This window comes from Pseudoalteromonas sp. G4, assembly GCF_028875915.1.
Taxonomy (GTDB): domain Bacteria; phylum Pseudomonadota; class Gammaproteobacteria; order Enterobacterales; family Alteromonadaceae; genus Pseudoalteromonas.
Map to the genome: position 1 here is coordinate 92,753 of NZ_JAPEHW010000003.1, position 20,096 is coordinate 112,848.

The following is a 20,096-nucleotide window of genomic DNA, read 5'->3' on the forward strand; positions in this document are numbered from 1 at the left end:
TATGCAAAACACACTTAAAAATATCGGCTGGGAACGGATTGTAATCAAAGTAGGCAGTGCGCTCATTGCCCCCCATCGCGATGGATGCAGCAGCCAATATTTATTAAGTATCGCTAACTTTATTGTGCGCTGTCGCGCTGCTGGTATTCAGGTAGTGCTTGTATCTTCAGGCTCAGTAGCCGCAGGCGCGCATTTGTTTAATAACGTCGATAGCTCATCGATGACTGTTAAAAAAGCCATGGCAGCAGCAGGTCAGTCTGAAATGATGGCAACCTGGGATAGGTTATTTGATTTTAATACTGCTCAAGTCCTGTTAACCCATGCAGACTTACGTGATCGCGACCGCTTTGAAAGTGTGCGCGATACATTAACGGCACTGTTAAATAACGATATTTTACCTATCGTAAACGAAAACGACACCGTCACGACCGACAAGCTAAAAGTGGGCGATAATGATAATTTATCAGCCATGGTTGCCAGTGCCGCATACGCTGATGCACTGATTATCTGTTCGGATATTGACGGGCTTTACACTGCTAATCCGCATGTAGATAAAAACGCTACGCTTATTCGCGATGTAGCTCGAATTGATGCAAATATTTACGCAATGGCAGGCGGCGCCACCAGCGATGTGGGTACGGGCGGCATGAAAACCAAAGTGCAAGCTGCAGAAAAAGCAGTATCCCATGGCATTAATACCTACATTGTAAATGGCTTTAGCGAATCGACGTTCAATGAGTTATTACAAGGCAATAATCCTGGTACCTTGTTCCATGCCATTGATAACCCTATGCAAGACCAAAGTCATTGGATGAAACACACCACCAAAGCACAAGGTGAGTTAGTGGTTGATGATGACTTCGCGATGCAAAAACAAAGTGACAATTTGCTAGCACCACAAGACTTAGTGAATGTGATTGGTGACTTTTCAGCTGGCGAAGTGGTGTTATTGCGAAAAGAAAACGGCGATAAACTTGCCAAAGTTAAAAGTAACTACAGCAGTTGCCTACTTAACTTTGTTGCCGAGCAAGATAATGATGATTTATCAGAAAAGCTCCATGATGCGTCGGCGCCAATCTTATCCAATCAGTTTGTGCCGTTAGGCAGTTAACGCGTGTAATTGTTATACCCTATCCAATGCAATTACTCCCCAACAAAAGGGTTAGCAATCAGCTAACCCTTTTTACATTAAGCGTTCATTGTTTATCACCTTGATGAAAAGGCGTTCTTGCAATAAATTGAGCTACTTGCGCATAGAAAGTGTCGTTGTAAGCAGCGTTACTTATGGCAAAGTGCACATTACGCGTAACTTGCTCTGGCAATAAGTCCATTGCAATGTGCTGTTTTACCTCTGGCGCTAAATTGACCGAATCAAAAGCAGCCTTGTTGTTTAATAGCAACGCCAAGCGCTCTTTTTCGAGCAAAACAAACGCCCGCTCAACATCATTGTAATAGTACACCCGCTTTCCTTTTAACCATTGCTTTTCATAAGTACTAAGCACTTCGCCGCGCAGCACACCTACGGTTAAAGATGACTTATCATCATCTGTAAATGCATTTTCAATTGCCCCGCGTTTATAAAATAACACGCGTTTTTGGCTGGTACCGTAAGCAATAAAATGCGCATGTTGTTGCCGCTTTGGGTTTGCTATAAGCCCCGGCAATATATCAATTTCACCTTTTTCTAATAACAGTAGGCAACGGCTAAACGGCGCTTTATTTATTATCACCAGTTCGCGCTCAAGGTAATGGCTTAGCTTTTCTAAATAATGATAGTGACTGTTAGGCGCTGAGTTAAGCTCGGAATGAGTGATATCAAGGCAAGTGGTAAGCGATGTTGGCGTTGCACTTGCCAAAAATGAGACGGTTGCAAGTAGAACAAAAATACAAGAAGACATCATGGTGAGCAATTAGATTAAACGCGCTGTCCCCCTAGTGTATTTAAAAGTGTCAGTGCAAGTTCACGAAAAAATTTCATATAAATAATCAGCATAAAATTACGCATAAATACGCAGCGCACCACATTTTATCAATCACTTACGCTTGGTTCTCGAAAAATTATTCCTAACAAGCTGCATTTCGATGTTAATTTGTTGTAAACGCATTATTTACTTTTTTGCTCACTATGCTAAAACGTACAAGAACACTTCACACTAACTAGGAGAATAAAATGACATTACGTACTTTTGTTACGCCTAGTGAGCTACATGAATGTTCGTCTGACTATCACTTAAGTGAGTGGTTTGACGAATAACCAACCCTAACAATTTCAACAACACACTTTCGTTTTGCGTTTTTTAGCGCAGGCGCTTTATTGATTTTTGTTAGGAAATTCCTATGAATAATAAGAACTACTTCATTGTAGCATCACTACTATTGGGCTTTTCGCTCTCTCAAACTGCTTACGCATGTACCTCTACCGAATCTGAACCAAATGACCTTGAAAGTCAGGCCAATGTAATCGACTGCTCAAACACCGTAATTGCTGGTAATTCAGCGCGTGGCGACATTGATTGGTTTCGCTTTACCAGTGGTGAAACTGGGCAAATCAGCATTCGCTTAGATCACGACAGCCGTGACGACTTTGATTGGGCATTGTATGGCGAAACTGGCAGCGCAATTTTAACGGGCGAGACAGGTAATATACCCGAACTTGGCAGCATTACCGCAGCAGCGGGGAATTATTATGTAAAAGTAACGCGCTACTCAGGCCGTGGCTGGTACGACTTAACCGTTAATTTTCCAATCGAGCCAACACCACCTGCTGAAGATTGTGGTTATGGTTTTATGCCCGCTATTCCAAGCGACTTAACTTATTGGCAAACAGGCAATGCTAATGATGCGTGTGGCGCACTTACCAGCGGCCAAGGTGCAACCTTGCTGATGGGTGGCGGCACCGATGTTGATAGCGCATTTACAGGCCGTGTTTTACCACATATTGGCAGCAATCAAGATGTCGTCATTTTAAGAACATCAGGCACTGATGGTTACAATGACTATTTAAGCGGGTTACTTAATGCCGATTCGGTAAATACCCTATTAGTTGATTCGCGAACGCTGGCTAACAGTGACTATGTTGCATGGGCAGTAAAAAGTGCCGAATTTGTCTTTATTGCTGGTGGCGATCAGGCTGATTACCTTAACCAATGGCAAAATACGCAGCTGCAAGATGCACTTCAGCACGTTTATGATAAAGGCGGTGTTATTGGTGGCACATCAGCAGGTATGGCGCTGTTAGGTGGCTCGGTTTACGACCCTGATGGCACACTTGGCGCAATTTCAGATGAAGTAGTGACTGATTTTTGCCACAGCACCATCAATATTAGCCAAGGTATGTTTAGCAATAATTTGCTTGCAAATACCCTCACCGACACACACTTTGCCGAGCGCGACCGCTTAGCACGTTCAGTGGTGTTTTTAGGGCATTTAGCTACTGGCAGCAATGTGATTGCGGCAGATGAAAACACCTCATTGTTTGTTAAAAGTAATGGCGAAAGCTTAGTTGACGGCAGCGGTGCTGTGTATATTTTTAAGGAAACAGCAGCCACCGAGCGCCAGCAGCTAAGCTGTAATGCCCCTGTAATTTACAACAACATTGAACGATTAAAGCTAATTGCCAATCAGCAAATTAATCTAAACACAGGAAGTCATAACGGTGAAACGCTGAACGTGTCGATAGATGGCACCAGCAATCGCTATTATTCGCCACTTAACCCTTATTAAGTAGGTGGGTTGAATATGGATCACGAAAAATCCCTTATTCAAACCATTAAATACCTAATTTTACAAAAAGAGATCCGCTCGCAGTTTGAACTCTCTTACGAATTAGGTTTAATGGGATTTGCTGATATTTCGCAGTCACGCGTTTCGCGAATGCTTACGCGCTTAGGTGCGGTGCGTATGCGTAACAGTAACCACCAGCTGGTGTATCGCCTACCTTCAGATGTGGGCATGCCGGGGCTAAAACAGTCGATTGAAAGTGTGGTGTTGGCGTGTGATAAAAACGAAGCGCTGGTGGTGATAAAAACCCAAGCGGGCGGCGCTAAAATTGTTGCCCGCGTGCTTGATCACTTGCACGATAGTTTGGGCATTAGCGGCACAGTCGCAAGCGATGATACCTTGTTTATTATGCCAAAACCCGCGCAGTGCACCACGCTACTGTGCAATAAAATTTGCGACATTTTAGACTTTTATCAAGCAGCATAAGAAAAGGCGTATCACACAGTGATACGCCTTTGTTTTACGTAATACAACAACCACATCGCAAAACGTACATACCTCAAAAAATGCAAAGCACAATTAACAAAACTGACCGTTAAAAATTAGCGCTTAAAAACACCTTAAAAGCATGTTGTCTATCCGCTCGATTGCCATGGGTTAGGGTTTCCACAATGAATTTATATTGTCAGCAAAAGTGAAAATAGCGCAAACGTGAGAGTCAACGGGCAGAGCTTATACAACACACAACTGTGTTAACGCGCCACCATCACCTTGCTGACAGGCGCTACAATAACAAGGCAAAACCCCCTGCTCAAGCAGCACTTTGTACAGTAAACCAGCAACTGAATAAATACTGCATAAAATGATTGAACCACCCAAAACAAAACCATTTAAAATCAATTTAATAATTACAAATCAATAAATTACACTCATTAATGCATTATCAGATGGGATAATTATTTGTGCATATTTTTAAAAATATTTATATCAGCCCCAAAAAAAGAGCTTTAGAAATAACAATAAAAAACGCAGCGTTAAACAAAGCTGCGTTTTTATATTTGTATATGTTTAGCTTTAACACATTGAGTTAATCACTTTGCAGTGCATCAATCGGATCAAGCTTAGATGCCTTAATTGCGGGGTAAACGCCAAAAACAAGGCCTACCAACGCACAAATGCTAAACGATAGCACAATTGCGCTTAGCGACCACGACACCGCCCACTGGGAGTAAAAAGCAATCAGCTCTGACAGTGCAATACCAAAGAATACGCCCAATAAGCCACCTAAAATGGAAATGGTAAAACTCTCGGTAATAAACTGCACTTGAATGTTCTTTTGCGTTGCGCCAATGGCGCGCAATAATCCGATTTCTTTGGTGCGCTCAAGCACAGTGGCTAGCATAATGTTCATAATGCCAATGCCGCCCACCAGCAGTGAAATCCCCGCTACACACGACATTACAATATTAAAAATTTGCTGAGTTTGCTTTTGCTGCGCCAATAACGCGGCAGGCACAATCAGCTTGTAATCATCAATATCGTTATGACGCCCTTTCACCAAAGCATCAATAGCTTGTGCAGCCATCACAGGGCTAAAGCCCGGTTCGGTTGCAAGTTTAATGCGTGTAATTTCGGGGTCGAGTAATTCGCTTTTAAATCGGTGAATCGCAGTTTTAAGCGGAATAAAAATCTGATTTTGTTCATCGCCTAATTTAACGCCCTGAAACTCTTTTTTCTTTAAAAATGGCGCTTCAAGAATACCCACCACTTCAAACCACAAATGGTTAATTTTGACTGATTTGCCCACCGCATCGCCAAGCGGGAACAAAGTACGCGCGGTATTTGCTCCTAGCAGCGCCACTTGCGAAAAGTGTTGCCCATCTTGCTGATTAAGCAAACGCCCAGCACTTAAATCAAAATGTGCAAGCTCAAAGTAGTTTTCACTTACACCTACCGCTTGGCCATCAAATTTGGCGTATTCACTAAACACATGATAGGTTTCAACCACTTTTTCGGCGGCAAAATCGTTGATAAACGGCAAGGCTTCAACTGTAACTTTGCCATCGTTAAGCGATAACCCGTCCGAGTGCTTACGCTGCTCTCTAAGTTCATCTTCTTCAAAGTCTTTAGCTTCTACAATTACGTTATTTAGGCCCATTGAATCAATCATTTTCAGTGCTTCACGCTGTGCACCTTCACCAATGTTCAACATGGCAATTACCGCACCTACACCAAAGATCATACCGAGCAAGGTTAAAAAAGTGCGCATTTTATGCTGTTGCAATTGCACTGCGGCATCTTTAAATAATCCGACTAAATTCATAGTTTGCCCTCCTGCTCAACTAGCGCAATTACATCGCCTTTGGAAAGGCCCTTTACAATTTCAACATGGCTTAAATTACTTGCGCCTAAGGTGACTGGCGCTTTGCTGTAACCCGATGCCGTTTTAAGTTGCACATACGCGCCTTCTTCGTCAGCAAATACGCTAAATTTCGGTACGATTAGCTTTTCGGCTGGCTGATCCGCAACTATGTTTGCCACCACTTTTAAGCCCGGTCGCAAGTAGTCGCCTTGCTCATCAATACTGGCGGTGATCTCGTAATACTTTTGCGGATCTTGTCGCTTAATTGATTTAGGAAACGGTGCAAGCTTGCTTATTTTGCCAGTAAAGGTTTTATTGGGTGTTGAAATAAGCGAAAACTCAATTGCTTGATTTTGCTTTAAATTAATCGCTTCGCGCTCTTTTACAAACAGCTTGATTTGCATAACCGAGGTATCGGGCAGGCCTGCAATTTTTTGGCCCGGCCACAGGGTTTGCCCTGCTCTTGGTTTTTCACCATGCCAATCTACGCTATGGGTTAACAAACCATCGTGCGGGGCAACCACCTCTAACGACGACAAATTACCATCGAGCATATTAATTTTGCTTTGATGCTGCTGGCTCTGCATATTTAACAGGTCTAACTCGCCTTGCGCGCTGCTATTAAACTGTTCAGACTGCCAATTAAAATAGGCCGTTTTGGCATTTAAATAGTCAACTTTTTGTGCTTGCTCTAAAATCTCAAGTTTCGAGATAATACGGTCATCGTCGATAGAGAATTTTTCAGCAAATTGCTTTTCTTCTTCAACAATTTCCATATCAAACCCTAAGTGTTTTCTGCGCGTGTCGATTTCAGTATTTTTACCCGATAAATCTTGCGACACTTTTTGGTTTGAAAAGTCACTCTCGCGCTTTTGCTTAATCATTACACGGCCATCAAACCGTGCAATCACTTCACCTTTTTTAACTTGAGAATATTCAGGCATTAACCACGCCAGCGTTTGTGGCCCGCGCGATGACGCAGGGGTGCTAATCACGGTTTCATTGGCGGCGATCAGTTCACCTTTAGCCTCTACATAATTTTTAAACGGGGCTTTTTGCACAGTGAACGTAAGCTCGGCAGCTACATCATCGGTTTTTGAGCACGCGGTTAACAAAAACGCGCTAACTACAATAGCTAAATACTTCATAAACGCACCACCTCTCCTTGCTCAATGCCGCTTTTAATTACTGCAAAACCATTACTTATGTTACCTACCGTAACAGGGGTTTTATCACCATTTTTTTCAATTACATACGCGCTTGATTGGTCGCTATGCAGGGCGCTTACAGGCACAATCAATACATCGTCAATTTTATCGGTAGCAATTTCTACGCGGGCGGTTAACCCTGGGCGCATTGCAGCTGCGTTGATGTTATCGAGTTTAATTAAGGTGTCGACGATTCGGCGTTTATCTTGCGGCGATTTTTCACGAAACGCACTGCCAATACTGGTTATTTTGCCCGACGTAATAATCGGCTCAGAGCCGTCAATGGTCACTTTAACATTCTGATTAAGTGCAATGCGGCCAAAGTCAGCTTCGTCAATTTGCGCTTTTACCTGCATATCTTCAATCACCGCTAACTCAATTACCGGCTGACCAAATTGCACACTTTCACCTACCGTTGGCTTTTCACCACTGGCGTCGGTGTAATACATTACAATGCCATCCATGGGTGCTTTTACTTTGAGTTTTTCAATGTCGTGTTCTAGGGCATCAACTTCCGCTTTTAAGCGCTCGGCTTTACCTTTAGCTAAGCGAATATTGAGCGCTTTAGTTTCATCTTGAAAGGTCAGTTTTTTCTTAGCCAGCTCAAGATCATTTTGCGCAATGGTAAAATCAATCTGTGCCTTGCGTTTATCATTATCCGACATTGAATCATCGTTAATATCGGCCTTACGCTTGGCAATGTCGTAATTCATTTGCGCTTCGGCAAGGGCGAGTTTTAATTCTTCTTGGTTTTTAATCTCTTGCGCTTTTTGGTTTTCGAGCTCTTTTACCGCGCGGTCATATTCGCTGGTTTTTTCAATTAAACGGTCGCGCACGGGTTTATCATCAAAAGAGGCAACAATCTCGCCTTTTTTCACTTGTTTATTCTCAGGCGCTAAAAACTTCACCTTGTATTGCCACATTCGCGAAATAGACGGCGGTGCAATAAGTGATTGCTGTGCCGACTCTAATTCACCATTGGCTTGCACAGCCAATTGCAGGCTAGTTTTTTCAATAGTGTGATAATCAAATTCATCATCGCCACAACCGGTTAGCGAAAACGCGATTAGGCTTGCAACTAAGCCAAGCTTAAACTTATTCATTACTACCTCCTTGCACCACAACGCGCCCCGTCATACCCGGTAAAATTTTTAACTGTTGTGTATCATCAAACGTAAACTTAGCGCGATAATAGGCATCTTTACCCCACTCTTTACGCTCTTCCGGTTGTGTTGAAATATCGCTTAATTTTGCAGTGAGTGGCGTATCTTGATACGCATCAAGCGTAAGCGACATTGTTTGCTCTCGCTTTAAGTGCTTATAATCAATTTCGTGCACCCAAGCTTCTAAATAAAGGCCTGTCATCGCTGGAATTTCAGCAATTTTCCAACCAGGCTGCGCAGTAACCCCTGTAAACAATTTAGTGCCATACCAAGGGTGATTACCATACAAAATGGGGCCTTGATTGGTGGCTTTATGGGTAAGCTTTTGCAAACGTTTGATTATTTCAATTTCCTGCTTGCTAATATTGACCTGTGCTGAGTTTTGTTTTTCCGCTAAGCTCGCTTTAGCTTTATGCTTTTGAATCACCGCTTGTTCGAGTTTTAGCTGGTTTTCTTCATAATCAAACGCGCTTAAATGGCTTTTAGGTACTGCCGCATCAATTTTAGCTTTTTCAAGTAATAAGTCAGCACGGGTAAGTGCAAATTCGGCTTCTAAAATAGATTGCTTACCCTGGTTTATCTGCCGCTTTAATTCATCTAGTGCAGTATTGAGGTTTACTTCGTCTTGCTCAATGTTGCTGGCAATTGAGCCGCCTTCAAATACCACAACCACATCGCCCGGTTTGGCAACTTCTCCTTCGGGTAACATCCATTCAACTTGAATGCGCCAAGTATCACTTTGCGGTGCAAAAAAGGTTTGGCTGTCGCTCGCTTTTATTTCCCCAGTAATAAAAATATTTTGCGATGCAAACACCTTCGTTGTAAAAAGCGCGCTTGCAAGCATCAATGGCAGCGCGCTAAGTTTAAGTGTTTTCATTGAACGCTATCCTCTATTTTCACACCGTCTTTCATGCGAATAATGCGCTTGGCGTACTCGGCAATATCTTCTTCGTGGGTCACCATTACAATGGTGTGGCCTTGGGCGTGTAAATCACATAACAGTGACATAATTTCGTGGGATGTTTTGCTGTCTAGGTTACCGGTTGGTTCATCGGCAAAAATCACTTTTGGCTCATTAACTAAGGCTCTGGCTATTGCCACACGTTGCCTTTGCCCACCCGACATTTCATTTGGCTTATGCCCTGCCCTGTGATCAAGCCCAACCTTGGCAAGCATGGCTAAACCTTTTTGTTTTGCTTGTTCTGGCGATATATCACTGTACCTAAGCGGCAAAATAACATTTTCAAGCGCGGTTAAACGGGTTAACAAATGAAAGGTTTGAAAAATAAAGCCAATACGCTGGTTACGTATTTTTGATAAGTCTTCATCGCACATATCTTGTATTGATTGGTTAGACAAAAAATACTCGCCTTTAGTTGGAGTATCTAAACAGCCCAAAATATTCATTAGCGTTGATTTGCCCGAGCCCGACGAGCCCATAATGGCGACGAACTCCCCTTCGTCGATGGTGATAGAGACATCGCTTAACGCAGTAACGCGCGTTTCTCCACTGCCGTACTCGCGATACAGATTCTTCACTTCAAGCACTGCACACATTCCTTGATTATAATTTTTAGCCGTTAACGGTATACAATCTGAACAGTTCAGTCAACTGATATAACCAACTGATTTTAATGTATAAAAAAATATTATGATAAACACTCAAAGCACTAATAATTACAGCTCAATGCTACTAAATTACTGCTTATTTGAGTTGTTAAAAATCATGGCGAAGAAAGCTCAAAAAACCTGTACTTAATGAGGTGTAATAGAAAGTAATAATTGAAAAAAACGGTTATAGAAATGAAATAATGCAACCAATTGAAATTAATTTATTTTTACATTTAAAACCGAGAGGAGTGGCATAACAAAATACAATTCATTATTACAATGTGATTTTGAACTCAGACACACTGTAATTATTTTGATAATGTAATGACTTTATTAGTAAATGTCATCTATTAAAATACTATCTCAGTATTCATAAACGTATAAAACCACTTTGAGAGCCAAAACAAATGAAAGAACACTATGTAATAATTTATTTGAATGAAAAGGGCCCTAAATTTACAGCGACTGCACGCAAAGAAAGCTCAAGCCTACCTGCAGTAAATGAACAAGTAAAATCGATGGGTTTCGACAAACAAAAAATAGTTGCAAAAAACCTTTCCAAAAATGATGCAGAGAAATTAAAGAAGGAGAAAATAGCTGAGTGCAAATCTAAAGGTTATGAGTATGTAACACGCCCAGCGTTAAACTAAAGCTCAAAAATCCTCACATCTTTTGAAACCATTAAGCATCAAAAAATTTACATTATAATGCAAAATTTAAATAGTTTAATGCAAATAGTCATAGCATTTTTTCCTTGTGAGTTATTAGCTTACCTATTATTTTATTAAAATAAATATGCTAATTTTAGTATTGGTCAAATACTATTTTAATATGTTTACAAGGAAGTTTATATGAAGAGTATTGTTGCTTTATTAATTGTCATTTCGCTTATTGGTTGTGCAAGTACCAAGAAAGATTACATTTTCGACGGAAGTACAGAAGCTTCAACTAAAGCTGGTGTTGAAAGAGTGATGAAACGGCTAAATGAAGATGAAAAAGTTGAGTTTTTAATGGCGTTGTTGGCTGTACAATTTTCGAATGTTGAAAGTGCATATGAACTAATTGGCAACCAAGAGATGATGAAAACAAATTACTCTCTAATAGGCGAAAAAATTGATGGTTTAAATTACTACCAAGTTATTGAACTTTCAAAACAATCCCCAACAAAGGTTCAACGAGTGAATGCTAATTAAGTTTTAGCTTACCCAATAAAAGTAATATTTTTAAAATTCACTTTTTTCAGTTCACAAAAAAAGCTCCGTAAACGGAGCTTTGATCTTTTCAAAAAACTACAAGAGTTATTCAGCTAAACCAAGTGCTTCAAGGCGCGCTTTTGCAAGTTGGTAACGTGCGCGTACATCATCAATTTGCGCTGCCGTAAGCTTTTTACCTAATGTGCGCAGGCCACCTTGTTCGTCATTGTGGTGAATACCAAATGCAAACTTTAGGTATTCTAATAACAGTGGCTGTGCATCTAGGTATGAAATTGAGTTCATTGCTTGCGAGATTTTATTCGCTTCAGCCCAATTGCCATCATTTACATACTCTTGCATGGTTACACTTGCTTTCGGGAAGATGCATCCTACACCTGTAATGCCGCCACATGCACCAGCAAGGCCTGCGTGAACCGTTACTGTGTCTACACCTGCTAAGATTTTTGCATCTTTGTTTTCTAGCATCAGGGTTTCAATTACTGATACGTCAGTTGTTGAAATTTTAAGTGCTGTAACTTCTGGTAGCGCTGCAAGCTTTCTTAAAATATCGGTTGAAAGCGCATGGTAACCCGCTGCATCTGGATTGTTGTAAGGCATAATCGTAATGCCAGCTTCACGTGCTGCATCTGCTGCAAGCGCGTAGTATGCATACATTTCGTCATCAGAAGGCGCTTCTTTGGTTTTTGGTGGCATTACCATTACCGTATCTACACCTACTGTTGCCAGCTCTTTTACAATAGTTGCAAGGGCTTCTTTGGTTTCTGCCGCAGCGCCACTAATTAATGGCACGTTAAACTCTTTAGCAACCTCAGAGAGCGCACTTAGTAGAGAAAGACGCTGCTCAGCGCTTAGGTAGCTGTTTTCACCTAGCGTGCCCGAACCAACAAGGCCACCCATGCGTGTGCCAGCTTTACCTTCAACATGTAAAATATCTGCTGCATACTTTTGTGTTGCAACTAGGTCAATTTCAAGTGCGCCTGTTTCAGTCTCTTTTAACCATGTAAACACGGCAGGCATAACCGTATAACGCCAATCTGTACTATTTGTTTGCATCGTATTACCTTTTGTATAAAATCTTTATTGCCTGACTATATCGTATAAAATATACAAAATAAACATTTGTGTGAAATTGTCTTTAATAAATGCTTAAAATTAGTGAGCTGTAATGAGTTTAGTAAGCATACAATTTACTTTAGCTTAAAGCATATTTGCCGTAAAACATCTACAAAACCCTCCATTTATAAACATAAACCTCAGTTTTTAAATGCGTTTAGTTATTGAAAGGTTTACTAATGCACGTGCGCTATTTATAGTTTTGTAAAATTTTGGGCGCACTTACTTTGCCCTTAGCCACTTCACTAATGCCCTTTTGCACTTTTTAAATGTAAATACGTGCTGCTTATTTATGGAAATATCATGGATGTTATCGATATAAAAACATTTATCCCGAGTAAAGACTACGAGGTCTCTTTATCTTTTTATGCTGAAATTGGCTTTAAGTCTGAATATGTGAGCGACGATCTTACCCTTTTTGAAAATGGCGATTGTCTTTTCTTCTTGCAGCGCTTTTACAACGAAGATTTAGCAAATAACTTTATGTTGCAAATTTGCGTTGCGGATATCGATGATGCGTTTGAGTTATGTAGCAACTCAAAATACAAAACTAAAATATCACCAATCCAACAAATGCCTTGGGGCAACGTATTTTATCTATGGGGACCTTCGGGCGAACTTTTGCATATTACCCAATTAGGCAGTTAATTAACAAAATATGATAGCTCAACTTGCCCATTCAAATAGCGATATTGCTTCGCACATTTACGCTGTGTTTCAAGCTTCTTATAAAATTGAGGCGGCACTAATTGGCACCGATAATTTTCCACCGCTATCGCGCACACCACAGGATATAGCAAGCTCAAATACTCTGTTTTATGGTTTTTATGAGGGTGACAGCCTTGCTGGTGTTATTGAAGTCAGATACCAAAACAACCTATTAGAAATAGACAGTTTAACCGTAGCGCCAGAGCATTTTCGTAAAGGTATTGCCGGAAAACTGATGGAGTATGTGTTAAATGCGTTTGATTTTACCAAAGCCATTGTTGAAACCGCGGTAGTCAACGCGCCTGCTATTCGCTTATACCAAAAGCACGGCTTTAATGAGTTTAAGCGTTTTACACCCAGCCATGGCATTGAAAAAGTAGCGTTAGCACTTGATTTTTCGAGCTGAAAATTAGTTTTCGGCGCATAACCCCGAGGTTTATTTTACAAAAGACTGCATTCAATCTTCCTTTTTAAAGGCTTCACAAATATCTGCGTGATAAAAATAAATAGGCTATGTTTGTTAAGCGAATAATCAGCTAAAAGCTTGTGGTAATAACTTTGTTAAATCGCTCCCACGCGTACCTAGAGGTAAAACATGGAAATTAATGTTTCAACAGAAGTAAATTGCGCCAAAGAAAAAGTGTGGCAAGCAATCACAGACATAGCTAACTGTAAAAATATGATTTCCGCGATTATCGATTTAGCCGTGATTGAAAAACCAGAGACAGGGTTAGTTGGTTTAAAGTGGAGCGAAACACGCGAGATGTTTGGTAAAGAAGCAAGTGAAACCATGTGGATAACCGAAGCAGTAGAAGGCCAATATTATTGCACTCGCGCCGAAAACTGTGGTGCGGTATACCTGACTAAAATGGCTGTTGCCGAAGACAATGGCAAAACAATTCTCTCCATGTCTTTTTCTAGTGAGTCGATGTCATTTATTGGCAAAGTGTTTTCAGCATTAATGGGGCTATTGATGAAAAAATCGTTAGTAAAAATGCTCGAGAAAGACTTACAAGATATTAAGAGCCACCTAGAGCATGATAAAAAAGGTGCATAAATGCACCTTTGGTTTTTCGAAATGATAGAGCGAAATGTACTCTATAGTTTAAAGTATGTTCAAACCTAGTCGTTTTAATCGAGGCGACGAGTTGCAGACCTAGTGGACTAAGTCAAAAATCGTCAACAAAGATAAAAGCGACTAGGCTTGAACCCTTTGGGCAGCGCCTCTATGGGTTTATTACTGCGTTATCGCTAGAATTATTTGGAGAACCAAACTTCACTAGCTCTGCCTTGTACTAAACCCATACTTGCAGCTGCATAGTTAAACAATAGAGTTCATTTCGCTCTTATTCGAATCGGTAGCGAACATTCACGCCTATCGTTCTAGGTTTTAATGTCACTACGCGGCCAGGGTCTGAACTTACATCGCTATAACGGCCGCCGCTGTAACTTACACGCGGTTTTTCTTGGCTTACGATGGTGTCTTCGTCGAACAAGTTGCGAATAAACACGCTAATATCCCAATTTTTGTAACTAAAACCACTCGCAAGAGTGGTCATAGCATAGGCATCACCAGTAGCTGCAGCGATTACTTCTGGTGAATCGTCTTCGCTCACGTAATCACGGATATAATCGCCAGTGTAGTTCCAATCTAGTCGCACATAAGCGTCTTGTTCAAATACTTCAGTGTAGTAGCTAACAGCTAATGCAAAACGCTCATCTGATACGCCTAACATCGCATCGCCCACATTAATATTTTGCCCAAGTGCTGCATCAGAAAGCTCAGTTACTTGATGATCAAGCAAGGTTGCTGATGCTGTGAATTCTAAGTCACTTGTAGCCTGCCAAAGTGCACTGACTTCAAGGCCATTAATCTCAGCTGTACCGGCATTAATATTAAAGTCAAACGAAGTAACAGGATCAGTTAAACCAAACTGAATATCTTGCCAATCAATTTGATACGCCGACATATCAAGCGTTAGTGCGCGGTTGAATAATTGGCTCTTTAAGCCAAGCTCGCTCGACACTAAACTATCAGAATCAAACGTTTGCGGTACCGTTAAACTACCATCACGAATTGGAAATGCGCGGTTTACGCCACCAATACGGTAGCCTTCGGCAATCGTTGCGTAGACAAGCGTATCCCCAAAATCGTAGGAGGTATTAAACATAAATGAAGCGTCGTCTTCTTGCTGTAAAAAGCGGGCTTCTGTGTGGTAATTGCTGGCAACGTTGTCGGCAATAATTTGATGATACTGGTTTTCGCTAATTAAGCCGTTTTGGTAATCGTCTTTTGCAAGAGATACATAAGTACCGCCAAAAATACCACCTTGTTGATAGTTATTGCTTACTTCAACATCAAAAAAGCGACTGCCCACACTGATTTGCCACGCGTCCGTTACTGAGTATGTAAGATTAAGATAAGCGGCACTTTCTTCAATGACTTCTTCCCTGTCAGAGTAAAACCACAGATCGGTGCCGATAATGCCAAACTCGTTTGGATTATCTAGCGCAGCTTGCTCATAGTTAGTGCTAAAGCCAAAAGGTACAAACGACGAATAAGCAGACTCTAACCCTTCGTACACCTCGCGTTGTTGCCATAAGTTGTCGCGCTTGGCATAAATCGCACCTGCAACCCACTTAAGCTTGTCGTCAAATGCACTGCCGACAAAGCGTAACTCATGACTTGTGCTTTTATAGTCAATCGGGCGAATACGCACTGACGATAGAGGCTGGCCCGACTCATCCACGTGGCTGTCTAGGTTGTAATCAAACTTTGAAGAGAAATCACCGACCCACCAGTCAATACCATGGCGCTCGCGCGACACATCACTAATGCGCTGATAATCACGCTTACTTAAACTTGAGATCCAGCTAATTTCGGCAAAGTCCGCATCATAGGTAGCGGTAAAATTTAAAATCGTGTTGTCATCTTGGTAGGCTTCTTTGTCGCGCACAGCTGCTTTGTAGCTGCCATAGCCAGCGCCATTATTACCTTTGCTAATTAAATTTGGGTTCCAGTTAGCTAAACCATCTACCTCAACATTATGTATTGCCGCCATAAAATCTAAGGTGAGATTGTCGCTTGCATCCCAACGTAAACTAACGCGACCGCCTACGGTGTTTTCGTCGTTGTAATTTTCTTCGCCGGTGTTTGGGTCAATAATTTCATAGTCACCGGTGTGAATGTAGCCAAGGTTATCAATCCAACCGTCTAAGTCTTTGCGATAAGCAACAACTCTCAGTGCTGCATCATCACTTAACGGAGTGTTAAACATCAGCGATTGCTTGTTACCTAAGCCGCCGTTTTTAGTTTGCTCAAGTCCTGCTTCAAACCAATAATCAATGCCGCTGGTGTCCGCTTTATTGGTGATATATCGCAGTGCTCCACCCATGGCGCTACCACCATAAAGCGTACCTTGTGGCCCGCGTAACACTTCGACACGTTGCACATCAATCAGGTCAATATCTGGGTTACGACCGTTTTGCGATAAATTAATTTCATCCAAATAAACCGACACTGTTGGCATTTGAAAACGGTTACTTGGAAAGTTAACACCACGAATAATAATATCTTGGGTACCTGGGGCTGCTGATTCAGAAAAGTTTAAGCCAGGTACCGTGCGAATAAAGTCGGCAAAGTTAGTTGCACCAAGTTGCTCTAGTGATTCACCACTTACCGCACTCACAGACATGCCAGTGTCTTCAATTGACGTTGCGCGGCGTGATGCGGTGATTTGAATACTTTCCATTTCTTTTGTGGCTTGATCGTTACTGGCAGCCTGTACGTTTGGCGATATAAAAAGGCCTGATAATACCGCCAGCGATACCGATGAAAGCGAGGCAGTTAAATGCGTTAGATGTTTCATGTTTTCCCTTAATAGAATGATGTTTAATTGCGTGGCAAAGTCATTTTTTATAATTAACGGCGACCTTGGCACAGGCCATCTCCATGGCAGTTCAATTCCTGGGCTTAAATTACGGGGCCGCAGGCAATAAAACAGCATCATTCAGCGCATAGCAAGCGCCTAAAAAAGGAACAATCGACCACTTTGCGTAGCCAACTTTTAAACATGAATTTTTATTCAAAAGCACTCATTTAAAAACAATAAAATCATTTTAAATCAGAAAGATAAAACACAAATAGTTATGCAATCAGAAATAATTATTTTGCTAAAACAACGTGAAGAAAATTAAAGTTAGGCGAAATAAGCAAAAAGGCTTAAAGCTTAGCGTTTCAAAAGGCGTTTTCAGCCAATTTCTGTTAACTTAAAGTGTAGAAATCAAACCAGTATTTTGACTTTGCATAAACAATAGAAATGAAAAAGGGTTAGCTGTCGCTAACCCTTGGGCTTATATCATCAAGTTGATTTATTAACCTGAATTCAGTTTGCGCTATTAAAAAATCCATTGGCAACAATTTGGCTGTCTTCAATCATTTTCTTGCCATTGCACCATACGCTGTGCACGGTTAAATCTGATTGACGAAGCAGCACCACATCGGCATCCCCATTTTGTTTAAGCTCGCCCTTATTTAGACCAAGAATGCGCGCGGGGTTTATCGTAATCGCACTTAATGCCTTTTCAATCGGCACATTAAATTGTTTTACCGCCTGCTGAAATGAACTTAGCAATGACAGCTCAGTACCCACTTCAAAACCGACTAATTCATTTTGCTCATTATAAATTGGTAAACTCGCGTGACCGTCTGAACTCATGGTGAGCTGCGCAACATTCACCCCTTTATCTAAGCAATACGCAAGGGCTTCGGCCGCGGCAAGCTCACCATTAGCCAAATCGTATTCGGTCGTGCTGGTAGTAAAATCGATGGTGCCACCTGCTCGGCAAAATTCAATGCCCGTAGTTAATAGCTCGGCGTTACGGTTCATATGTGTTGGGTAAAACTGACTAATTGGTATGTCTGTGTTATTGGCCACATCATGAAGCAAATTAACATGCGCTTTGCCTGAGCCAACATGAATCGATACGGTGCCGCGTTTACCACTTAAAAGGCCTGCGGTTCTGGCTTCGGCGGCAACTTCAGCGAGTTGCTGCGTAGTAATTTGGCGACCGCGATGATCGCTAATGGCCACTTCACCCAAACCAATCACTTCATCCACATACATAATGTCGTGGCTAATGCTTTCGCCCAGCGTTTTTGCGGGTAAATGATACGACCCCGTATGACAAAAAGCGTTTAAACCTTCTTGCTTTAACCCTTTTGCTTTGGCGATTAAGTCGCTGTGAGTTCGGCTAACATCATCGGTACCAAGCGCACCAACCACTGTGGTAATACCTGCAATAGTGGCATCCGTTAAGTTCATTTCTGGTGTGCGGCTGGCAAAACCCGCTTCGCCACCGCCGCCACTAATGTGCACCAGTGAATCAACAAAGCCAGGCGCTACAATTAAGTCGCTGCCATCAATCAGCTCACATGCAACATTGGTATCGAGGTTAATGTCAGCTTCGATTGCAATAATTTTTGTGCCTGCAATAAGCACGTCTTGTTTGCCGAGTCTTTTAGGGGAATAACACTCGGCCTGCTTAATTAGAGTTAACATAATGTTTTATTGATAATTTATAAGATGCGCAACAATGACCACTGCGCTTGCTAAAGAGAATAAAAACAACATAAAGCGCCAAATGAATTGCGCCCATTCGTTCCATGAAAGTTTTACAACGCCTAAACAGCCAATCAAACTCGCTGACGTTGGGATAATTATATTCGTTAGGCCATCACCTAGCTGAAATGCCAGCACCGCTGTTTGACGCGATACGCCAATTAAGTCAGCAAGTGGTGCCATAATTGGCATCGTAATCGCGGCTTGACCTGAACCAGATGAGACAAAAAAGTTAAACACTGATTGGAATAAATACATAAACCAAGCAGCTATCACATCGGGCACATGCGAGATAAACGACGCCGCATAATAAAGTAGCGTATTGAGTAACGAATACTCGGCCAAATCACCACCGCCTAGCAATAGCACTAAGCCTTTTGCAAGGCCAACTAATAGTGCAGCTGGCAGTAGTTCGGCACTGCCATGTTTAAACGCAGCCACTGACTCTTCAATACTCTGCCTGTTGCCAAGCTTGGCAATAATCGCCACAACTAAACCCAAAACAAAAAACTGGGTAGCAAGTTCAGGAATGTAATAGCCTTTTGCCGTAACGCCATAAATCACCCAAACAATCACCGCTAAAAAGCTAACTAACAGCAGTTTGTCGGTATGAGTGAGCTTCGTTTCTGCAGTATTTTCAGGCAGTTGTTCAATATTGCGAATGCTCGATGCGTAACGCACAGTAAATACCATGCCAACAAAAATAAACAATGCCGCAATGGCAGTACGCAACTCTGCACCTGAAAATACAGGTAAGCCTGCAATACTTTGCGCAATGGCAATACTAAACGGGTTCATAGGTGATGCCGCAAAACCAATTTGCGTTGCCACATACGTCACCAGCACAGTTACTTGCGCGTTATAACCAAGCTTTTTCATGATCGGAAAGAGCACAATACAAAATGCAATGGCCTCTTCACCCATACCAAAAATAGCGCCGCCTAACGCAAAGGTGATAAACAAACTAGGTATAAACAGCCAATCAATACGCGTAGTCGAGCTAATTAGCGCCATAATGCCGTTATCAATGGCTTTGGTATGCATCAGCACACCAAATGCACCACCAGTAATTAAAATAAACGCAATTACGCCAATTGCTGCGCCATTTCTATCACCGCTGACTAGGCCTTCAAACAGAATATTAAGTAAGCCTGCATCGCCGTTTGTTGCAAACAGCGCCGCGGGCTGAGGGCTTACCGCTTGGCTAAATTGCGCCAGCGATACGGTAGCACCTTGGCTGATACCGTCGAATTTTCCCGGCAATACAAAGAAAGACACGAGATAGCAAAGCCCTGCGATCATTAACAAAATAACGAACGCATCAGGCATTTTAAATTGTTGTTTCATGTGTGTTTTAAAAAGTGGGGTTGCCCCCA

The 20,096-nt window shown here is 41.7% G+C and carries 18 protein-coding genes; 8 read left to right on the forward strand and 10 right to left on the reverse strand.

Going from position 1 to position 20,096, the window contains the following annotated elements; genetic code table 11:
- The first annotated feature begins 1 nt into the window (after position 1).
- Complete coding sequence (gene proB, locus ON073_RS02525; protein ID WP_274760283.1) at positions 2 to 1,111, forward strand: glutamate 5-kinase; 1,110 nt, start codon at positions 2 to 4, stop codon at positions 1,109 to 1,111.
- A gap of 85 nt (positions 1,112 to 1,196) precedes the next feature.
- On the opposite strand, the gene ON073_RS02530 is transcribed toward proB, so the two are convergent.
- Complete coding sequence (locus ON073_RS02530; protein WP_274760284.1) at positions 1,197 to 1,901, reverse strand: substrate-binding periplasmic protein; 705 nt, start codon at positions 1,899 to 1,901, stop codon at positions 1,197 to 1,199.
- 436 nt (positions 1,902 to 2,337) lie between these two features.
- Between ON073_RS02530 and ON073_RS02535 the strand changes: the two genes are divergently transcribed.
- Together ON073_RS02535 and ON073_RS02540 are read left to right on the forward strand one after the other, a co-directional pair.
- On the forward strand, positions 2,338 to 3,723 hold the full coding sequence (locus ON073_RS02535) for a Type 1 glutamine amidotransferase-like domain-containing protein (RefSeq protein ID WP_274760285.1): 1,386 nt from the start codon (positions 2,338 to 2,340) through the stop codon (positions 3,721 to 3,723).
- A gap of 15 nt (positions 3,724 to 3,738) precedes the next feature.
- Positions 3,739 to 4,206, forward strand: coding sequence for a hypothetical protein (locus ON073_RS02540; protein ID WP_274760286.1), 468 nt, complete (start codon positions 3,739 to 3,741; stop codon positions 4,204 to 4,206).
- A 601-nt stretch (positions 4,207 to 4,807) separates the two neighbouring features.
- On the opposite strand, the gene ON073_RS02545 is transcribed toward ON073_RS02540, so the two are convergent.
- From ON073_RS02545 to ON073_RS02565, 5 genes are read right to left on the reverse strand one after another with little or no spacing between them, the layout of a single operon-like run.
- Complete coding sequence (locus ON073_RS02545; protein WP_274760287.1) at positions 4,808 to 6,043, reverse strand: ABC transporter permease; 1,236 nt, start codon at positions 6,041 to 6,043, stop codon at positions 4,808 to 4,810.
- A complete protein-coding gene (locus tag ON073_RS02550) occupies positions 6,040 to 7,230 on the reverse strand; it encodes an efflux RND transporter periplasmic adaptor subunit (RefSeq protein ID WP_274760288.1) in 1,191 nt (396 codons plus the stop codon). The genes ON073_RS02545 and ON073_RS02550 overlap by 4 nt, the downstream gene beginning before the upstream one ends.
- Positions 7,227 to 8,393, reverse strand: coding sequence for an efflux RND transporter periplasmic adaptor subunit (locus tag ON073_RS02555; protein WP_274760289.1), 1,167 nt, complete (start codon positions 8,391 to 8,393; stop codon positions 7,227 to 7,229). The genes ON073_RS02550 and ON073_RS02555 overlap by 4 nt, the downstream gene beginning before the upstream one ends.
- The gene (locus ON073_RS02560; RefSeq protein WP_274760290.1) at positions 8,386 to 9,330 is read right to left on the reverse strand and encodes an HlyD family secretion protein; all 945 of its coding nucleotides are present in this window, start codon (positions 9,328 to 9,330) and stop codon (positions 8,386 to 8,388) included. Before ON073_RS02560 ends, ON073_RS02555 begins: the two co-directional genes overlap by 8 nt.
- Positions 9,327 to 10,001: an ABC transporter ATP-binding protein gene (locus ON073_RS02565; protein ID WP_274760291.1), complete on the reverse strand. Its 675-nt coding sequence runs from the start codon at positions 9,999 to 10,001 to the stop codon at positions 9,327 to 9,329. Before ON073_RS02565 ends, ON073_RS02560 begins: the two co-directional genes overlap by 4 nt.
- A gap of 470 nt (positions 10,002 to 10,471) precedes the next feature.
- Between ON073_RS02565 and ON073_RS02570 the strand changes: the two genes are divergently transcribed.
- Together ON073_RS02570 and ON073_RS02575 are read left to right on the forward strand one after the other, a co-directional pair.
- Complete coding sequence (locus tag ON073_RS02570; RefSeq protein WP_274760292.1) at positions 10,472 to 10,714, forward strand: hypothetical protein; 243 nt, start codon at positions 10,472 to 10,474, stop codon at positions 10,712 to 10,714.
- A 201-nt stretch (positions 10,715 to 10,915) separates the two neighbouring features.
- On the forward strand, positions 10,916 to 11,257 hold the full coding sequence (locus tag ON073_RS02575) for a DUF6694 family lipoprotein (RefSeq protein ID WP_274760293.1): 342 nt from the start codon (positions 10,916 to 10,918) through the stop codon (positions 11,255 to 11,257).
- A gap of 105 nt (positions 11,258 to 11,362) precedes the next feature.
- On the opposite strand, the gene ON073_RS02580 is transcribed toward ON073_RS02575, so the two are convergent.
- Positions 11,363 to 12,331, reverse strand: coding sequence for a dihydrodipicolinate synthase family protein (locus ON073_RS02580; RefSeq protein WP_274760294.1), 969 nt, complete (start codon positions 12,329 to 12,331; stop codon positions 11,363 to 11,365).
- A gap of 363 nt (positions 12,332 to 12,694) precedes the next feature.
- On the opposite strand from ON073_RS02580, the gene ON073_RS02585 reads away from it, so the two are divergent.
- From ON073_RS02585 to ON073_RS02595, 3 genes are all read left to right on the forward strand, one after another.
- Entirely contained in the window at positions 12,695 to 13,039 is a 345-nt protein-coding gene (locus ON073_RS02585; protein ID WP_274760295.1) for a lactoylglutathione lyase, read from the forward strand.
- A 10-nt stretch (positions 13,040 to 13,049) separates the two neighbouring features.
- Positions 13,050 to 13,505: a GNAT family N-acetyltransferase gene (locus ON073_RS02590; protein WP_274760296.1), complete on the forward strand. Its 456-nt coding sequence runs from the start codon at positions 13,050 to 13,052 to the stop codon at positions 13,503 to 13,505.
- A gap of 189 nt (positions 13,506 to 13,694) precedes the next feature.
- On the forward strand, positions 13,695 to 14,156 hold the full coding sequence (locus tag ON073_RS02595) for an SRPBCC family protein (RefSeq protein WP_274760298.1): 462 nt from the start codon (positions 13,695 to 13,697) through the stop codon (positions 14,154 to 14,156).
- Positions 14,157 to 14,445: 289 nt separating this feature from the next.
- Here the strand turns inward: ON073_RS02595 and ON073_RS02600 are convergent, their stop codons facing one another.
- From ON073_RS02600 to yfcC, 3 genes are all read right to left on the reverse strand, one after another.
- Positions 14,446 to 16,968: a TonB-dependent receptor gene (locus tag ON073_RS02600; protein WP_274760299.1), complete on the reverse strand. Its 2,523-nt coding sequence runs from the start codon at positions 16,966 to 16,968 to the stop codon at positions 14,446 to 14,448.
- A gap of 516 nt (positions 16,969 to 17,484) precedes the next feature.
- Entirely contained in the window at positions 17,485 to 18,660 is a 1,176-nt protein-coding gene (gene iadA, locus ON073_RS02605; protein WP_274760300.1) for a beta-aspartyl-peptidase, read from the reverse strand.
- Between the two features lie 6 nt (positions 18,661 to 18,666).
- A complete protein-coding gene (gene yfcC, locus ON073_RS02610) occupies positions 18,667 to 20,067 on the reverse strand; it encodes a putative basic amino acid antiporter YfcC (RefSeq protein ID WP_274760301.1) in 1,401 nt (466 codons plus the stop codon).
- Between the last annotated feature and the right edge of the window lie 29 nt (positions 20,068 to 20,096).

Excerpts from the sequence above, each read along its gene's own strand:
- proB (WP_274760283.1), top strand. The coding sequence starts at position 2 with ATGCAAAACACACTTAAAAATATCGGCTGGGAACGGATTGTAATCAAA.
- ON073_RS02530 (WP_274760284.1), bottom strand. The coding sequence starts at position 1,901 with ATGATGTCTTCTTGTATTTTTGTTCTACTTGCAACCGTCTCATTTTTG.
- ON073_RS02535 (WP_274760285.1), top strand. The coding sequence starts at position 2,338 with ATGAATAATAAGAACTACTTCATTGTAGCATCACTACTATTGGGCTTT.
- ON073_RS02540 (WP_274760286.1), top strand. The coding sequence starts at position 3,739 with ATGGATCACGAAAAATCCCTTATTCAAACCATTAAATACCTAATTTTA.
- ON073_RS02545 (WP_274760287.1), bottom strand. The coding sequence starts at position 6,043 with ATGAATTTAGTCGGATTATTTAAAGATGCCGCAGTGCAATTGCAACAG.
- ON073_RS02550 (WP_274760288.1), bottom strand. The coding sequence starts at position 7,230 with ATGAAGTATTTAGCTATTGTAGTTAGCGCGTTTTTGTTAACCGCGTGC.
- ON073_RS02555 (WP_274760289.1), bottom strand. The coding sequence starts at position 8,393 with ATGAATAAGTTTAAGCTTGGCTTAGTTGCAAGCCTAATCGCGTTTTCG.
- ON073_RS02560 (WP_274760290.1), bottom strand. The coding sequence starts at position 9,330 with ATGAAAACACTTAAACTTAGCGCGCTGCCATTGATGCTTGCAAGCGCG.
- ON073_RS02570 (WP_274760292.1), top strand. The coding sequence starts at position 10,472 with ATGAAAGAACACTATGTAATAATTTATTTGAATGAAAAGGGCCCTAAA.
- ON073_RS02575 (WP_274760293.1), top strand. The coding sequence starts at position 10,916 with ATGAAGAGTATTGTTGCTTTATTAATTGTCATTTCGCTTATTGGTTGT.
- ON073_RS02580 (WP_274760294.1), bottom strand. The coding sequence starts at position 12,331 with ATGCAAACAAATAGTACAGATTGGCGTTATACGGTTATGCCTGCCGTG.
- ON073_RS02585 (WP_274760295.1), top strand. The coding sequence starts at position 12,695 with ATGGATGTTATCGATATAAAAACATTTATCCCGAGTAAAGACTACGAG.
- ON073_RS02590 (WP_274760296.1), top strand. The coding sequence starts at position 13,050 with ATGATAGCTCAACTTGCCCATTCAAATAGCGATATTGCTTCGCACATT.
- ON073_RS02595 (WP_274760298.1), top strand. The coding sequence starts at position 13,695 with ATGGAAATTAATGTTTCAACAGAAGTAAATTGCGCCAAAGAAAAAGTG.
- ON073_RS02600 (WP_274760299.1), bottom strand. The coding sequence starts at position 16,968 with ATGAAACATCTAACGCATTTAACTGCCTCGCTTTCATCGGTATCGCTG.
- iadA (WP_274760300.1), bottom strand. The coding sequence starts at position 18,660 with ATGTTAACTCTAATTAAGCAGGCCGAGTGTTATTCCCCTAAAAGACTC.
- yfcC (WP_274760301.1), bottom strand. The coding sequence starts at position 20,067 with ATGAAACAACAATTTAAAATGCCTGATGCGTTCGTTATTTTGTTAATG.